This window comes from Fundidesulfovibrio soli (assembly GCF_022808695.1).
In the GTDB taxonomy this organism is placed as follows: Bacteria; Desulfobacterota; Desulfovibrionia; order Desulfovibrionales; family Desulfovibrionaceae; genus Fundidesulfovibrio; species Fundidesulfovibrio soli.
On the sequence record NZ_JAKZKW010000011.1, the window covers coordinates 1 to 14,326 of the forward strand.

15 protein-coding genes are annotated in these 14,326 nt (G+C 66.4%); 2 read left to right on the forward strand and 13 right to left on the reverse strand.

Annotation, left to right across the window (positions count from 1 at the left end; translation table 11 throughout):
* Positions 1 to 186: 186 nt before the first annotated feature.
* From MLE18_RS10740 to MLE18_RS10775, 8 genes are all read right to left on the reverse strand, one after another.
* The gene (locus MLE18_RS10740) at positions 187 to 876 is read right to left on the reverse strand and encodes a phosphatase PAP2 family protein (RefSeq protein WP_243438801.1); all 690 of its coding nucleotides are present in this window, start codon (positions 874 to 876) and stop codon (positions 187 to 189) included.
* Between the two features lie 420 nt (positions 877 to 1,296).
* Positions 1,297 to 1,566, reverse strand: a complete 270-nt coding sequence (gene fliQ, locus MLE18_RS10745; RefSeq protein ID WP_336605573.1) for a flagellar biosynthesis protein FliQ — start codon at positions 1,564 to 1,566, stop codon at positions 1,297 to 1,299.
* A gap of 35 nt (positions 1,567 to 1,601) precedes the next feature.
* A complete protein-coding gene (gene fliP / locus MLE18_RS10750) occupies positions 1,602 to 2,363 on the reverse strand; it encodes a flagellar type III secretion system pore protein FliP (RefSeq protein WP_243438802.1) in 762 nt (253 codons plus the stop codon).
* A complete protein-coding gene (fliO, locus tag MLE18_RS10755) occupies positions 2,275 to 2,667 on the reverse strand; it encodes a flagellar biosynthetic protein FliO (protein WP_243438803.1) in 393 nt (130 codons plus the stop codon). The genes fliP and fliO overlap by 89 nt, the downstream gene beginning before the upstream one ends.
* Positions 2,660 to 3,208: a flagellar motor switch protein FliN gene (gene fliN / locus MLE18_RS10760; RefSeq protein WP_243438804.1), complete on the reverse strand. Its 549-nt coding sequence runs from the start codon at positions 3,206 to 3,208 to the stop codon at positions 2,660 to 2,662. Before fliN ends, fliO begins: the two co-directional genes overlap by 8 nt.
* A gap of 15 nt (positions 3,209 to 3,223) precedes the next feature.
* Positions 3,224 to 4,201: a flagellar motor switch protein FliM gene (gene fliM, locus MLE18_RS10765; RefSeq protein ID WP_243438805.1), complete on the reverse strand. Its 978-nt coding sequence runs from the start codon at positions 4,199 to 4,201 to the stop codon at positions 3,224 to 3,226.
* Between the two features lie 9 nt (positions 4,202 to 4,210).
* A complete protein-coding gene (locus MLE18_RS10770) occupies positions 4,211 to 4,789 on the reverse strand; it encodes a flagellar basal body-associated FliL family protein (protein WP_243438806.1) in 579 nt (192 codons plus the stop codon).
* 36 nt (positions 4,790 to 4,825) lie between these two features.
* Complete coding sequence (locus tag MLE18_RS10775; protein WP_243438807.1) at positions 4,826 to 5,545, reverse strand: YggS family pyridoxal phosphate-dependent enzyme; 720 nt, start codon at positions 5,543 to 5,545, stop codon at positions 4,826 to 4,828.
* Positions 5,546 to 5,655: 110 nt separating this feature from the next.
* On the opposite strand from MLE18_RS10775, the gene MLE18_RS10780 reads away from it, so the two are divergent.
* Positions 5,656 to 6,528 (forward strand): 4Fe-4S ferredoxin, encoded by an 873-nt coding sequence (locus MLE18_RS10780; RefSeq protein WP_243438808.1) that lies wholly within the window; start codon positions 5,656 to 5,658, stop codon positions 6,526 to 6,528.
* 63 nt (positions 6,529 to 6,591) lie between these two features.
* On the opposite strand, the gene MLE18_RS10785 is transcribed toward MLE18_RS10780, so the two are convergent.
* Entirely contained in the window at positions 6,592 to 6,759 is a 168-nt protein-coding gene (locus tag MLE18_RS10785) for a rubredoxin (protein ID WP_243438809.1), read from the reverse strand.
* An 83-nt stretch (positions 6,760 to 6,842) separates the two neighbouring features.
* Here MLE18_RS10785 and MLE18_RS10790 point away from each other — a divergent pair, with 83 nt between their 5' ends.
* Positions 6,843 to 8,558, forward strand: coding sequence for an ABC transporter ATP-binding protein (locus MLE18_RS10790; protein ID WP_336605574.1), 1,716 nt, complete (start codon positions 6,843 to 6,845; stop codon positions 8,556 to 8,558).
* Between the two features lie 135 nt (positions 8,559 to 8,693).
* On the opposite strand, the gene MLE18_RS10795 is transcribed toward MLE18_RS10790, so the two are convergent.
* The 4 genes from MLE18_RS10795 to topA form a co-directional block, all read right to left on the reverse strand.
* On the reverse strand, positions 8,694 to 9,800 hold the full coding sequence (locus MLE18_RS10795; RefSeq protein ID WP_243438811.1) for a metallophosphoesterase family protein: 1,107 nt from the start codon (positions 9,798 to 9,800) through the stop codon (positions 8,694 to 8,696).
* Positions 9,797 to 10,993: a metallophosphoesterase family protein gene (locus MLE18_RS10800; RefSeq protein WP_243438812.1), complete on the reverse strand. Its 1,197-nt coding sequence runs from the start codon at positions 10,991 to 10,993 to the stop codon at positions 9,797 to 9,799. Before MLE18_RS10800 ends, MLE18_RS10795 begins: the two co-directional genes overlap by 4 nt.
* Before the next feature lie 193 nt (positions 10,994 to 11,186).
* Positions 11,187 to 11,837 (reverse strand): signal peptidase I, encoded by a 651-nt coding sequence (gene lepB, locus MLE18_RS10805; RefSeq protein WP_243438813.1) that lies wholly within the window; start codon positions 11,835 to 11,837, stop codon positions 11,187 to 11,189.
* A gap of 73 nt (positions 11,838 to 11,910) precedes the next feature.
* Positions 11,911 to 14,316, reverse strand: coding sequence for a type I DNA topoisomerase (gene topA, locus MLE18_RS10810; protein WP_243438814.1), 2,406 nt, complete (start codon positions 14,314 to 14,316; stop codon positions 11,911 to 11,913).
* Between the last annotated feature and the right edge of the window lie 10 nt (positions 14,317 to 14,326).

Sequence of the window (14,326 nt, forward strand, 5' to 3'; positions counted from 1 at the left end):
CGGGGGGCGGCGCAAGCCGACATATCGGAAGAATATCGTCATGCGCCGCCCCCCGCTGCCCGGCCAGGGAGACAACTCGTCTCACGGCGGCGAACCAGGGCATGGGGAACCGGGTAGAGTGCGAAGCGGAACGGGTGTCCAGGGGGCCGAAGGCCCTTTGGCCGCCGGAGGCTTCTTAAGCCGGTTCTACTTGAGCCCCAGTTGCGCCCGCACCTCGGTCTTGGCCTGGGCGAAGTCGCTCTGGAACTGCGGGCTGGCGTACAGCGCGGGCAGCAGGAGCGCGGCCTCCATCTGCCCGGCGGTGACATCGGTGGGCCAGTGCGCCCCCAGGATCAGGCGGTTCAGGCCGAACTGCACGCCGTAGGTCAGCAGCTGGTCCTTCTTCTCGGGCACCATGTCGGCCAGGATGACGCCGTCCACAAAACCCAGCAGGGTGTGCGCGCTGGGGTAGGAGTCCGGGCTCACCGGTCCCTGGCTGTGGTAGAGCTTGTCCAGGTTTATGTTCGTGTTTTCGATGTTGATGATGACTTTGTTGAAGAAGGTGTTGGTCACGGGCAGCTTCTCCGCCGAGAAGTTCGGCCCCAACACCTGGGAGAAATCGAACACCGAGGGGTTGGCGTCCCACTGGGCCGCCGCCACCATCTGCGGGGTGGCCGTGCTGCTGACGATGTTCAAGAGCTGCACGTTGGCGGCCTGGTTGGCCGTGCCGGGCTGCGGGGGCGCGGGCAGGAGCGTCAGGGCCTCCAGCGTGGCCGCCTGGCTGGGGAAGTAGGGGTCCGGCCCGAGGACTTGGGCGCGACCGTGGCCGGGAGAGGAAAGAATCGGAAGGGCCAGGGCCGCCAAGACCATCAAGGACCGTAGCAACAGTGACTGCATGGTTCCCCCTCGTGTGAGCGTCGCGGGCCGTGCTCAGACCCGCAGCCTGACGGTAGCGGTTTGCATGTTTGGCGTCCATCGGAAAATCGCTACAATACCGAGTGGATGCATCCACCATACTGTAGTCCGTTGAGGCAATCCGCAGGCCGGAGGGGGGTGAAGGCGAAAGGGGCTCCGCCCTGCACCCGCCAGGGGGATGATCCCCCCGGACCCTGCGATTGGGCGGGGCAAGCCGGAATATGCGCCATGAACGCGAAGCGATATGGGAGTCGAGAGGGAGGAACTCCCTCTCGCGGGGTCCAGGGGCGGCGCCCCTGGCCGCCGGAGGGCTGCCGATTGTCTCGGCCACGGCTGGCCCCGTTACGGTTCACCGCGCCTGAAACGTGGCAACCATGCAAGGCGCGCTCTCAGCGAACCGGATCAGCGGATGTACTGCGGGATGGCCAGGATCAGGTCCCGCGTGAAGGCGAGCATGGTGTCCATGAGCCATGGAAAGGCGATGATGAGCGTGATGAACATGGCGACCAACTTGGGCACGAAGGTGAGCGTGGTCTCCTGGATCTGGGTGGCGGCCTGGAACACGGAGAGCACCACGCCCACGATGAGGCTCACTGCCAAAAGCGGCAGCGAGAGCATCAGGGTGGTCTCGATGGCCGAGCGGGCCAGGGTGATGACTGTTTCGGGCGTCACGGCGTGCTCCGGCGATAAAAATTGCTACAGGCGGCCTAGCTGAAGCTGTTGACCAGCGAGGCCGTCATCAGGGCCCAGCCATCCACCATGACGAAGAGCAGCAGCTTGAACGGCATGGAGACCATGGCCGGGGGCAGCATCATCATGCCCATGGCCAGGAGCACGCTCGATACCACCATGTCCAGCACCAGGAAGGGGATGTACACCAGGAAACCGATGGTGAAGCCGGTCTTGAGCTCGCTGATCATGTACCCGGCGGCCAGCATCATGGTGGGCACGTCCTGCTTGGTCTTGGGCTGCTCCATCTTGGTGATGGTGTAGAAGATGGAGAGGTCCTTCTCCCGGGTGTGCTTGAACAGGAACTCGCGCAGCGGGGCCTCGGCCTTCTTGAGGGCCTCGTTGAAGCCCATGCGCTCCTCCATGTAGGGGTTCAGGGCCTCGTCGTAGATCTGCTTGCCCGTGGGGTACATGATGACCACGGTCATGAAGATGGCCAGGCTGGCCAGTATCTGGTTGGGCGGCATCTGACCCGTGCCCATGGCCTGGCGCAGAAAGGAGAACACCACGATGATGCGCGTGAAGGAGGTGACGCACAAGACGATGGAGGGCGCCAGCGAGAGCACCGTGAGCAGGAAGAGGATCTCCAGCAGCAGGCTGACCTTTTCCGGCTGCGGCTGCCCCCCCGCCAGGTTGAGCGTGAGGGTCGGCTCAGCCGCCAGCGCCAGTGTCGCCAGGCCCAGCGTCGCCAGGACGCTGGCGAGCGTCGTCAAGAGCGGTCTTGAAATCCGTGCTTTCATCGGTGCAGTCCGTTTGCGAGAGCAGGTTGATGCTGTTGTCGGTGACGCCAAGGAGCAACAGCTTGCCCGCGAAGCGCACCACCATGAGCGACTTGCGGGGCCCCAGGCCCATGTGCCCCTCCAGGCGCAGGCCGTGGGGCCTGGCCATGGCGCCGAGGCCCAGGCGCGGCCCGAAGCGGCGCAGCATCCAGTACCCCAGCAGGATGATGCCCAGGATGAGCGCCAGGGCCAGGGCCATCTGCAGCACCGTGCCCCCCAGGCTGACCTGGTGGACCGTGGAGATCGTCTCGGCCGCGTCAGCCAAGCTGTTTCACCCGCTCGATGGGGCTGATGATGTCGGTGAGGCGCACGCCGAACTTCTCGTTGATGACCACCGCCTCGCCCCGCGCCACCAGCTTGCCGTTGACGTAGATCTCCAGCGGCTCGCCGGCCAGCTTGTTCAGCTCGATGACGGAGCCCTGGCCGAGCTGGAGAAGCTCGTTGATGAGCAGCTTGGTGCGCCCCAGCTCCGCCGAGACGTCCAGGGGGATGTCCAGGATGAAGTCCAGGTCGCGCCTCCCGGTTTCGGGCCGGGGGGCCTTGGACTCCTGGGTCATGTCCTTGAAGGTGGCCTCGCGGCTCTTGGAGGCCAGCTGGGCCTGGGCCCGCTCGTTCTTGACCGAGACCTCCTCGTCGCCCGCCAGGGCCGAGGCCCACTGCTCGGCCAGGGCCGCGTCGCCGCCGCCTCCGCCCGCCGCGCCCAGGGCCTGCTCAAAGGGGTCCAGCGCGCCGTTGGAACTGTCGGTCTCCTCCAGGGCTGCGGCCCATTCTGCGGCCAGCTGGTCTTGATCTACATCGTCGGCCATCGGAGCCTCCTCCGCTTAGAAATGCGTTTCCTCTTCCCGGAGAACCTGGAAGGCTTTGTTCGATTTCACCGTGCCGGGGATGCCCCAGAACTTCCTCACGCCCTGCACTTCGGCCTTGAGCAGGGCCTCCACGTCGGTGTTGAGCAGCAGGATGTCCCCCTCCTTGAGGGAGAGCAGCTGCCTGCCGGAAAGCTGCGTGGTGCCGAACTCCACCTTGAGCTCCACCGGGGTCTCCATCAGGCGCTCCTTGAAGCGGCTGATCCAGGCGTGGTCCACTTCCAGGCGCTCGGACTGGAAGGACGCGTACAGCTTGGAGCGGATGGGCTCGATGGTGGCGTAGGGCAGGCAGGCCACCATGGAGCCGATGGCGTTCTCCAGCTCCACCTCGAAAGTCACGACCACCACCACGTCCGAAGGCGGCACGATGGCCGCGAACTGGGGGTTGATCTCGGAGCGCACCAGCTCGATGTGCACCTCGTGCACGGGCCGCCAGGCGTCCTCCAGGTTGGCCAGGGCGATCTTGACCACCTTGGAGATGATGGCCTGCTCGATGGGCGTGAAGTCGCGGCCCTCCACCTTGGGCTGGGAGCCGGCCCCGCCGAAGAAGTTCTCCACCAGGGCGAACACCAGGCGCGAGTCCACCACGAGGATGGCGTTGCCGCGCAACGGGTCGAGCTTGAAGATGTTGATGGAGGTCGGCACCGGCAGGGAGCGCATGAAATCCCCGAACTTTGACATGTCGATGGAGATGGGGTTCACGTCCACGCGCTTGCGCATGGCGTTGGCCATGGCGTTGGTGGCCAGCCGGGAGAAGCGGTCGTTGATGATCTCCAGAACGGGCATGCGCCCGCGGATGATGCGGTCCTGGTTGGAGAGGTCGAAGGGCACTATGCCCGAGTCGTCCTCCAGGATGTCCGTCTCGGCCTCCAGCTCGCCGCCGGTGAGGCCGCGCAGGAGGGTATCGACCTCGTCCTGGCTGAGAATCTTGCTCATGGCCGTTCCCTATTGGATCACGCGGTCGGTGATGAACACCTGTTTCACTTTGCCCTGGCCCATGATCTGGTTCACCCGGGCCTGCAATTCGCTCCGGAAGGCGATCATGCCGTCCACGGAGGAGAGGTCCTCCGAGGTTTTGGACCACAGCAGCGTGAGCACGGCGTCCTTGATGCGGGCCTGGTACTTCTCCTCGAACTCTGCCTGGGCCTCTGAGTCCTTGAAGTCGAACTCCACGGAGAGGCGCACGTAACGCCTGCCGCCGGAGTCGGCCAGGTTGGTGACGACGTTCTGCAAGCCCACGGGGGGCTTCTTCTCGTCCTTCTTTCCGCCCTCTTTCTTTTCTTCCTTCTTCTCTTCTTTCTTTTCTTCTTTCTTTTCGGCCTTTTTCTCGTCCTTCTTCTCTTCCTTCTTTTCGCCCTCGGCTTGCCCCTCTTCCGTTGCGGGCTGGGCCTTGAAGTACTTCGGATAGACGTAGAAATACCCGGCGGCGCCCAAGCCGCCGAGGATCACCACCAGGATGATGATGAGCAGCAGCTTGCTTTTCTTCTTTTTGGGCTGCTCTTCGCCTTCTTCGATCTTGGCCATGTGCGGCTCCTTGAGAGTGTGCCAGTCAAGCTGCTGTCATCGGGCGCAGGGACGTTGCCCGAAAAGGTCCGTTCCCACGCGCACCAGGGTCGCGCCCTCTTCCACGGCCTGCTCCACATCGTGGGACATGCCCATGGAGAGCTCCGGCAGGGCCAGGCCCAGGTTCCGGGCCAGGGTGTCGCGCAGCTGGCGCGCCTGGGCGAAGAGGCCCCTGTTGGCCTCGGGGTCCGGGTCCCAGGGGGGCATGAGCATCAGGCCGTCGAGCCTGAGCCCTTCCATGCCCATGATGGCCCGGGCCAGCCCCTCGGCGTCCCCCGGCTCGCAACCGGCCTTCTGCTCCTCGTGGGCCAGGTTGACCTGCAGGAGCACCGGCTGGACCAGGCCCAACGCCGCGGATTTTTTATGCACAATCGATGCCAATTCAAGGCTGTCGATGGTGTGGAGCAGGGCGAACTTCCCTGCGATGTATTTCACCTTGTTCTTCTGCAACCGGCCGATGAAGTGCCAGGCCAGCGTCCGGCCTTCGCGTGCTTGGCCCGCAAGCTCCGCCATCTTGGGCAGGGCCTCCTGCACGTAGGACTCCCCGAAGAGGTCCTGCCCGGCCGCGTGCAGGGCCAGCACGTCCTCGGCGGGGTGCGTCTTGGAGACGGCCACCAGCGTGACCTCCGCCGGTTTGCGCCCGCACCTGGCGCAGGCCCGGGCGATGCGCTCCCGCACGGCGTCCAGGCGTTGTCTCGGGGTCATGGCGTCTTGCATGGCTGATGCCTACCACATTCGGAAGCGTTGGAAAATGGGGCGCGACCCCGCGCCGGGGCTTGAATTGCCTGCGGCAAGGCGTACTGATTTTCCCAGACAAGGAGTGCGCCATGCGAGACATCGTCCTGAACGTAGCGGCCTGGATGGACGACAGGTCCAACAACTCCATCGAGCCCGGGTCGGACCTGCCGGCCTTCGACACCCCGCTGCTGGGCTGCGCCTCGGGCGCGGACCCGCTCTTCGAGCGCATCAAGGCCGACATCGGCCCCGAATTCTACTGGACCCCCCTGGACGCCTACCGCAAGGCCTTCCCCGAGGAGGCCCCCGACCCGGCTGAACTCTCCGTGATCTCCTGGGTGCTGCCCCAGACGGCGCACACCCGAGCCGCCCAGCGCAAGGCCGGGCCCATGCCCAGCATCGAGTGGAGCCGCGCCCGCCACTTCGGTGAGATGGTCAACCGGGGGCTGCGGCTGTTCATGGTCGAGCTGCTGGAGCGCCGGGGCGTCAACGCGGTGGCGCCCGTGATGCTGCCCGCCTGGGGCCGGGCCATGTCGCCGCGCCACGGCTTCGCCTCCATGTGGTCGGAGCGGCACACCGCGCACGTCTGCGGCCTGGGCACCTTCGGTCACTGCGACGGGCTGATAACCCCCCTGGGAAAGGCCGTGCGCCTGGGTTCCGTGGTGGCCCGCATCGAGCTTGAACCCACGCCGCGCGCCTACGCGGCGCATAACGAGTGGTGCCTGCGCGTCTCCAAGGGGGTGTGCAAGGCCTGCATCAAGCGCTGCCCCGCCGGAGCCATCACCGAAAACGGCCACGACAAGCGCAAATGCAAGGACTACATCCGGGGCGTCACCGGACCCTTCGTGGAGAGCGACCAGCTTGGGTTCAGGGTCAACAGCTGCGGCCTGTGCCAGACCGGCACGCCCTGCGAGGCCCGCAACCCCAGCGCGCCCAAGGAGAAGAAACAAGAGGAGACGGCATAGCCTCCGGCGGCCAAAGGGACTTCGTCCCTCTGGACTCCCATCAGGCTTCGCGTCGCGTCCCCGCTAGTCGTCGCGCTTGGCGAAATTGCGTTGCGGGCCGCCGCACCCGGGGCAGGTCCACTCCGGGGGGAGCTTGTCCCCGGGGGTGCCGGGGGCGATGCCCCCTTTGGAGTCGCCGCGCTTGGGATCGTAGGTGTAGCCGCAGAGCAGGCAGACATACCGGTCGTTCATAGGTTTTCCTCCGTGAGGGGTTGGCGTATACTCCCTTGATGCGCATCCCATCAAGTTGGACCCTTCTTCGTCTCTGGCCCTTCGTGGCTCCGTACCGAAACCGCTATCTGTTCGGCATCGCCGCCAATATTCTGGCGCGCTCCTGCGACCTGGTGCCCATGGTCATCGTGGGCAAGGCCGTGGACGCCATCACCGCCGCCAAGGACGGCGCCGCACCCGGCGCGGACACCCTGGTCTACTACGGGCTGGCGGTGCTCCTCTCCTTCGTGCTGCTGGCCGTGTTCCAGTCCGTGTCGGACTACACCCTGGACGCCCTGGCCCAGCAGGTGCGCCACGACCTGCGCGTGGCCCTCTACGACCACCTCCAGCGCCAGGATATGCACTTTTTCGAGGAGCGCCAGTCCGGCGACCTCCTGAACATCGTCTCCTCCGACGTGGACACCCTGGAGAACTTCCTCTCCGACGCCACCACCTCCACCATACGGCTGATCATCACCTTCGTGGGCACCTTCGCGGTGCTCTTCTGGATCGACTGGCGTCTGGCCCTTTTGCTCATGGCCCCCATGCCCTTCGCATTCGCGGCGGTGCGCACCTTCTCCACGAACATCCGGCCGCGCTACCGCCTGGCGCGCCAGGCCGTGGGCCAGGTGGCGGGCATCATCGGCAACAACCTGCGCGGCATGGGCGTGATCCAGGCCTTCACGGCCGAGGCCGAGCAGTCCGCCCGGGTGGCGGAGCAGTCCGCGCACTACCGGGACGAGGCCATCGGGGCCTCCCTGGCCAGGGCGCGCTTCGTGCCCATCCTCTACGCGGTGGCGGGCGTGGCCTTCGCCCTGCTCATCGCGGGGGGCGGCTGGCTGACGCTCACAGGCAACGGCCCCACCGTGGGCGACTACGCCACCTTCATCCTGCTGGCCACGCGCCTGGTGCTGCCGCTGTTCGTGTTCGGCATGCTCATCAACCAGTTCCAGCGCTCCGAGGCCTCGGCCGGGCGCATCTGGGGCGTGCTCTCACTGGCCCCGGCCATCGCGGACCTGCCCGGGGCCGTGCCCCTGGAGGAGACCCCGCGCACCCTCGCCTTCGAGGACGTGCGCTTCTCCTACCCGGACCGCGATCCCGTGCTCAAGGGCGTCAGCTTCGAGCTGGAACGCGGCAAGGTGGTGGGCGTGGTGGGGCCCACGGGGGCGGGCAAGTCCACCCTGGTCAAGCTTCTGCTGCGCCACCTGGAGCCGGAATCCGGAGTGATCACGCTGAACGGCCGCGACCAGCGCGGCTTCACCCTGAATAGCCTGCGCCGCCGCCTGGGCTACGTCTCGCAGGAGGCCTTCCTGTTCACGGGCAGCGTGGCCCAGAACATCTGCCTGGGCGCGGCGGACGCCACGGACGCGCAGCTGCGCGAGGCCGCGCGCATCGCCGGGGCCCTGGAGTTCATCGAGGCCCTGCCCCAGGGCTTCGACACGGCCATCGGCGAAGGCGGGATCAAGCTCTCGGGCGGGCAGCGCCAGCGCATCTCATTGGCGCGGGCCGTGCTGCGCGACCCGGACGTGCTGGTGCTCGACGAGGCCACCTCGGCCGTGGACACCCGCACCGAGGAGGTCATCCAGGAGAACCTGCACGCCTTCCGCGAGAACAGGATGACCCTGGCCGTGGCGCACAGGCTCTCAACCGTGCGCCAGAGCGACCTGATCATCGTCATGGTGGACGGGGTCATCGTGGAGCGTGGGCGCCATGAGGAGCTGCTGGCGCTGAAGGGCGTGTACGCGGGCTTGTGGTCGGTGCAGAGCGGAGAGAGGAAATAACAGCACCCCACGGGCGATCAACCGTGGTTCTCGCGTCGGGAGCGCACCGGGAACGCGTCCTCGGGGGCAAGCCGTTGCAGTTGTCCCTGGGCGCGCCTGCGGCTCCGCCTTCCACCCGGCACAGGCGCTACGAAGCTACTTCGAATACGTGTCGCACAGGCTCCAAGCGCTCGCGCCGTCGCTGCAGTAGGTCTGCACGAGCAGCTTCGCCGTTGGCCCCGAGCCGTCCACGTCGACCACGGAATAGTTGTAGAGCGTCTTCACGTTCCAGTTCGGCGCGGCGTCCTTGTCCCCCTTCCCGGCCGAGGCTTTGCTGATGGGGGCGCCGCAGGTTCCGGCGATGATCTGGGGGACGGAATTCCTGAATTCGTAGCCCGGATTGCCGACGCTAAAGCCCGCGTCGACCTCTACCCGGGAATACAGGTGGACGTGGCCGTTGAACACGGCCGTGGCCTTGTGCTCGTCGACGATCTTCCAGAACTCGCACATGCTGGGCGAGCCGCAGGCGGTGGCGGCGTTTTCGGAGGGCCTGAAGGCCGGGTTGTGCATGAACACGAACTTGGTCTTGGCGCTGCTTTGCTCAAGGGTCGCCTTGAGGTAGTCCAGCTGGGCCCGGTCAAGGGAGCCCGCCCCGACGTAGGGCACGCTGGGGCAGTCGCCCACGAAGTAGCCGTCAAGCGCCACGAAGAGCGACTTCCCGCCATCCGCGGTGAAGGAATAGGCGAGACTCTCGTAGTCAGCGTTCAGGCTGGCTGTCTTGGGCATGAACGTGGCCGAGGCGTTGGCCCGGATGAAGCCTTGATAGTCCCTCTGGCATTCGCAGGTCAGCACGCCCGTGGGGCGCGTGGCGCTGGCGCGCTCGTCGTACAGCTCGTGGTTGCCCACCACCAGGTAGAGCGGCAGCGAGGCGGGCAGCCCTGTGTCGGGCGCGCGCATGAAGTCCAGCCAGGGCTGGTAGGTGTACGCCTCGCCCCCGCCGGACGGGACCTTGGCCCGGGCGGACATGTCCCCCAGGAACACGAGGAATTCCGGTGCCGGGCTCAAACTCTTGATGCGCTGGTTCACCTGGGCCAGGACCGCCGTGTTCACGAGATCAACGGCGTCGCGGCCGCGCGAATCGCCCATGACCACGAAGCGCAGGGCCTGGGCGTCCACAGGAGCCAGGGCGAACAGCAGGGCGCAGACCGCCAGGAGCCGGACGAACCGGTTGCGCGCGGAACCCGGGGCGGGCGCGGCGCTCACTGGCCCTGCCCTCCGCTCCGCAGCAGGAGCGAGTCGGCGGGCGCGACCGTGACGGGGGCGTTGGTGTAGCGGTCGCACAGGCTCCAGCTTCCGGACCCGTCCCCGCAATAGGAGTTGATGGTCACCTTCGCCTGTGGCCCTGAATCGTCCACGTCCACCACGGAATAATTGAACTGCAGCTTCCCGTTCCAACTGGCCGCGAGGGGGGGCTTGCCCGGTTCGTCGTAGGTGCCCGAGATGGGCGCCCCGCAGGTTCCCGCTATGACCTGGGGGATCGATTTCGTGAAGCTGTAGCCGGGATTCGCGCCGTTGAAGCCGGAATTCACGAGCACCCTGGAGAACAGATGATCGTGGCCGTTGAACACGGCCGTCGCCTTGTTGTCATTCACGATCTTCCAGAACTCGCACATGCTGGAAGCGACGCAGGCCGTCGTGGGCTGGGTGGAGGGGCCGAATGCGGGGTTGTGCACGAACACGAACTTGGTCTTGGCGCTGCTTTGCGAGAGCGTGGTCTGGAGATAGTCCCGCTGGGTCTGGTTCAGTGCGCCCGCCCCGTCATAGGGCTGCGTCGGGCCGGTGGCTATGTAGAAGCCGTCCAGGACCACGAAGAGCGACTTGCCGTCTTCCGAGGTGAAGGAATAGGCGAGGTTCTTGTAGTTGTCGTTCAGGCTGGTGACGTTAGGCATGAACGTGGACGAGGCGTTGGTCTGGATGAAATTTTGGTAGGCTTGCTGGCAGGCGAGGGTGATGGATGCCTCCGCGTGGGGAGCCAGGCCTTCGTCGTAGAGTTCGTGGTTGCCGATGACCATGTAGAGCGGCAGCGAGGCGGGCAGGCCGGTGGACGGGGCGCGCATGAAGTCCAGCCAGGTCTTGTAGGTGTAGTGGTCGTGGCCGTCCACCGGGATGTTGGCCCGGTAGGACAAGTCCCCGAGGAACACGAGGAACTCGGGCGCCGGGCTCAGGGCCTTGATCCGCTGGTTCACCTGGGCCAGCACGGCGGTGTTGAGGGGGGCGTCCACCGTATAGCCGCGCGAATCGCCCATGGTCACGAAGCGCAAGGCCGAGGCCTGCACCGGGATGAGCGCGAGGAGCAGGACGCCGAGGGCGGCGAGGCGGAGGGGAAGCCGGAACTGGCGAAGGGGAACCGGGGGGTGAGGCCGGGCGGCCGTGGGCCGTGTCGATGCTGTATCCATGACCAACTCCTTGAGGGTCGAATCATCATCGACACGGTCGAAAACAACCGTGCTCGCGGCATGTTGGCCTTATCCGGCCTTCGCCCGGCGACCCGACATTGCTACGCGACGCCCCGCGCGCTGTCCAGTTGGAGTCACCAGGCGATGTCCCCAGGGGGATGTCGGGGCCTGGTTGCGGCGCCCCCTCGGGAACTCAGTCGATCATCTGCCCGATGCTGCCCCAGCGGACCTTCATCGTGCCCGGCTCGCGGGAGAAATACTTGATCATGGCCTGGCCCTTGACGTTGGCCATGGGCACGAAGCCCCAGAAGCGGCTGTCGTAGGATTCGTCGCGGTTGTCGCCCATGACGAAGTAGGCGTCTTGGGGCACCTTCACGGGGCCGAAGTTGTCGCGCGGGCCCATGTAGGCGGGCAGCACGTTCTTGTCGCGGTGGTTCTCGCCGGGGAACTCGCGGAGCGCGCCGTTGACGTACACCCGCTTGTCGCGCACCTCCACCAGGTCCCCGGGCGCGCCCACCACGCGCTTGATGTAGTCCTGGCTGGTGTCCTGCGGGAACTCGAAGATGATCACGTCCCCGGGCTTGGGGTCGCGCAGGCCGGGCAGGCGGTGGGCGGTGAAGGGCACACGCACGCCGTAGACGAACTTGTTGGCCACCAGGTAGTCCCCGATCTGCAGGGTCTCCAGCATGGAGCCGGAGGGGATCTCGAAGGTCTGGATCACGGCCGTTCGGATCACCAAGGCCAGCACCAGGGCCCAGCCCAGGGCCGCGCAGTATTCCCGCAGCAGGTTCTTGGAGGGGGCCGCTCTCTCGGCGGCCAGGGTGGTCCCGGGCTGTTCGCTCATCTGTCTCTCCGGCCGCGCCGTGTGCGGCGGTCAAAAAAGCGGCCCTCCGTCGCCGGAGGGCCGCCGCGTGCGCCTATTGCTGAAGCTTTCGGTACTTGCAGGTCTTGACCGGGCAGGCCAGATGTTCGCCGTGGGTCTTGGTGGTCTTCTTCACCAGGATGGGCGAGGCGCACTGCGGGCAGGGCTCCACCACGGGCCAGTCCCACACGGCCATGTCGCAGTTGGGGTAGTTGGAGCAGGAGTAGAACAGCTTGCCGTAACGCGAGCTCTTCTCCACCAGCTCGCCGTTGCAGCCCTCGCGGGGGCAGGCCACGCCAGTGGTGAACGGCTTGGAGTACTTGCACTTGGGGTAGCCCGAGCAGGAATAGAAGCGGCTGCCGGTGCGGGTCTTCTTGAGCAGGACGTCCTTGCCGCATTCCGGGCAGGAGCCAACGACCTCGGGCACCATCTGCTCCGGGGTCTCGACGAACTGGTACTTGCCGGATTCATCCCGCGTGAAGTTGGCCGTGGTGCTGCAGTCGGGGTAGCCCGCGCAGGCCAGGAACGGCCCGCGCTTGCCGAACTTCACCAGCATGGGCTTGCCGCAGCTGGGGCAGACCAGGCCGCTGTCCGCGTTGGCGATCTTCTCGGCCAGCTGGTAGGCTCCGGTCTCGTCCTTGGTGAAGTTGGAGGTGAACTTGCACTCGGGATAGCCCGCGCAGGCCAGGAACGGGCCGGAGCGGCCGAACTTGGCCTTGAGCGCCTTGCCGCACTCGGGGCAGGCCAGGCCGGTGTCCTCGTTGGCCATGTCCTTGGAGGCCTTGTCCAGGTCGGCGTTGAAGCCGGAGGCGAACTCGGTGAGCAGGGCGCGCCAGTCCTTGCCGCCCTCGGCCACCTGGTCCAGGGCCTCCTCCATGCCGGCGGTGAAGCCCACGTCCATGACGGTCTGGAAGTGCGCGGTGAGCTGGTCGGACACGGTGACGCCGAGCTCGGTGGGGGCGAAGTGCTTCTCCTCCAGGCGGGCGTAGTCTCGGTCCAGCAGGGTGGAGATGATGGCCGCGTAGGTGGAGGGGCGTCCGATGCCCTTCTCCTCCAGCTCGCGCACCAGGGAGGCTTCGGTGTAGCGCGGGGGCGGCTGGGTGAATTTCTGTTCGCGCTTGAGCTCCAGGAGCTTGAGCTCCTGCCCCTTGGCCAGCGGCGGCAGGGCCTTGGAGGCCCCGGACTCGTCCTCGGCGTCCTGGCCGTAGACCTTGAGGAAGCCGGGGAAGATCAGGCGCTCGCCCTTGGCCTTGAACTCGGCCGGGCCGCACTCGATGGCGGCCGAGGTGTCCCAGAAGCGGGCCGCGGCCATCTGGGAGGCCACGAAGCGCTCCCAGACCAGCTTGTAGACCTGGTACTGGTCCTTGGGCAGAAGCCCGGCCACGTCGCGCGGGGTGATGGCCACGTCGATGGGCCGTATGGCTTCGTGGGCGTCCTGGGCGCCGGCCTTGGTCTTGAAGACCCGGGCCTTTGCGGGGTAGTATTCCTTGCCCAGCGTGTCGACGATGTAGGCCTTGGCGGCGTCGCGGGCCTCGTCGGCGATGCGCGTGGAGTCGGTACGCATGTAGGTGATGAGCGCCGTGGTGCCGCGTTCGCCCAGGTCCACGCCTTCGTAGAGCTTCTGGGCCGCGCCCATGGTCTTCTTGGCGGCGTAGCCCAGGCGCTGGTTGGCGGCCTGTTGCAGCGTGGAGGTGATGAACGGGGCCGGGGGCTGCTTGGAGCGCTCCTTCTCGGCCACCTCGCGCACCACGAAGGGCTTGCCATTGAGCTCGGCGTCGAGGGCCTGGGCGGCGTCGGCGCTGCCCACGTGGGCCTTCTTGCCGCCGATCTTGGCCAGGTCGGCCTCGAAGGGCGGGGGCGCGTCGCCTTCCAGGCGGGCCTTGAACAGCCAGTACTCCTCGGGCTTGAAGGCCAGGCGCTCCTTCTCGCGGTCCACCACGATGCGCAGCGCCACGGACTGCACGCGCCCGGCGCTGATGCCCTTGCGCACCTTGCGCCAGAGCAGGGGGGAAATCTTGTAGCCCACCAGCCGGTCCAGGATGCGCCGGGCCTGCTGGGACTGGAAGAGCTTCTCGTTGATCTCGCGCGGGTGCTCCAGGGCTTCGCGCACGGCCTTGGCCGTGATCTCGTTGAACTGGATGCGCTCGATGTTGGGGTTGGTCTCCTTGAGGAGCTCCGCCATGTGCCAGGCGATGGCCTCGCCCTCGCGGTCGGGGTCGGGGGCCAGGAAGACGGTCCCGGCCTTGGCGGCGACCTTCTGCAACTGGTCCACGACCTTCTGCTTGCCGGGGATCACTCCGTACTGGGGTTCGAAGCCCTTGGATTCGTCTACGCCGAGCTTCTTCTGGGGCAGATCGCGCACGTGCCCCACCGAAGCTTCCACGTAGAATTTTTCTCCGAGGAACTTCTTGATGGTTTTCACCTTGGCCGGGGACTCGACAATTATGAGGTCTTTCGCCATGACAGGGCGG

What these genes read in the sequence shown, in the direction of transcription:
- MLE18_RS10740 (WP_243438801.1), bottom strand. Translation starts at nt 876, where the DNA reads ATGCAGTCACTGTTGCTACGGTCCTTGATGGTCTTGGCGGCCCTGGCC.
- fliP (WP_243438802.1), bottom strand. Translation starts at nt 2,363, where the DNA reads ATGAAAGCACGGATTTCAAGACCGCTCTTGACGACGCTCGCCAGCGTC.
- fliN (WP_243438804.1), bottom strand. Translation starts at nt 3,208, where the DNA reads ATGGCCGACGATGTAGATCAAGACCAGCTGGCCGCAGAATGGGCCGCA.
- fliM (WP_243438805.1), bottom strand. Translation starts at nt 4,201, where the DNA reads ATGAGCAAGATTCTCAGCCAGGACGAGGTCGATACCCTCCTGCGCGGC.
- MLE18_RS10770 (WP_243438806.1), bottom strand. Translation starts at nt 4,789, where the DNA reads ATGGCCAAGATCGAAGAAGGCGAAGAGCAGCCCAAAAAGAAGAAAAGC.
- MLE18_RS10775 (WP_243438807.1), bottom strand. Translation starts at nt 5,545, where the DNA reads ATGCAAGACGCCATGACCCCGAGACAACGCCTGGACGCCGTGCGGGAG.
- MLE18_RS10780 (WP_243438808.1), top strand. Translation starts at nt 5,656, where the DNA reads ATGCGAGACATCGTCCTGAACGTAGCGGCCTGGATGGACGACAGGTCC.
- MLE18_RS10785 (WP_243438809.1), bottom strand. Translation starts at nt 6,759, where the DNA reads ATGAACGACCGGTATGTCTGCCTGCTCTGCGGCTACACCTACGATCCC.
- MLE18_RS10800 (WP_243438812.1), bottom strand. Translation starts at nt 10,993, where the DNA reads ATGGATACAGCATCGACACGGCCCACGGCCGCCCGGCCTCACCCCCCG.
- lepB (WP_243438813.1), bottom strand. Translation starts at nt 11,837, where the DNA reads ATGAGCGAACAGCCCGGGACCACCCTGGCCGCCGAGAGAGCGGCCCCC.
- topA (WP_243438814.1), bottom strand. Translation starts at nt 14,316, where the DNA reads ATGGCGAAAGACCTCATAATTGTCGAGTCCCCGGCCAAGGTGAAAACC.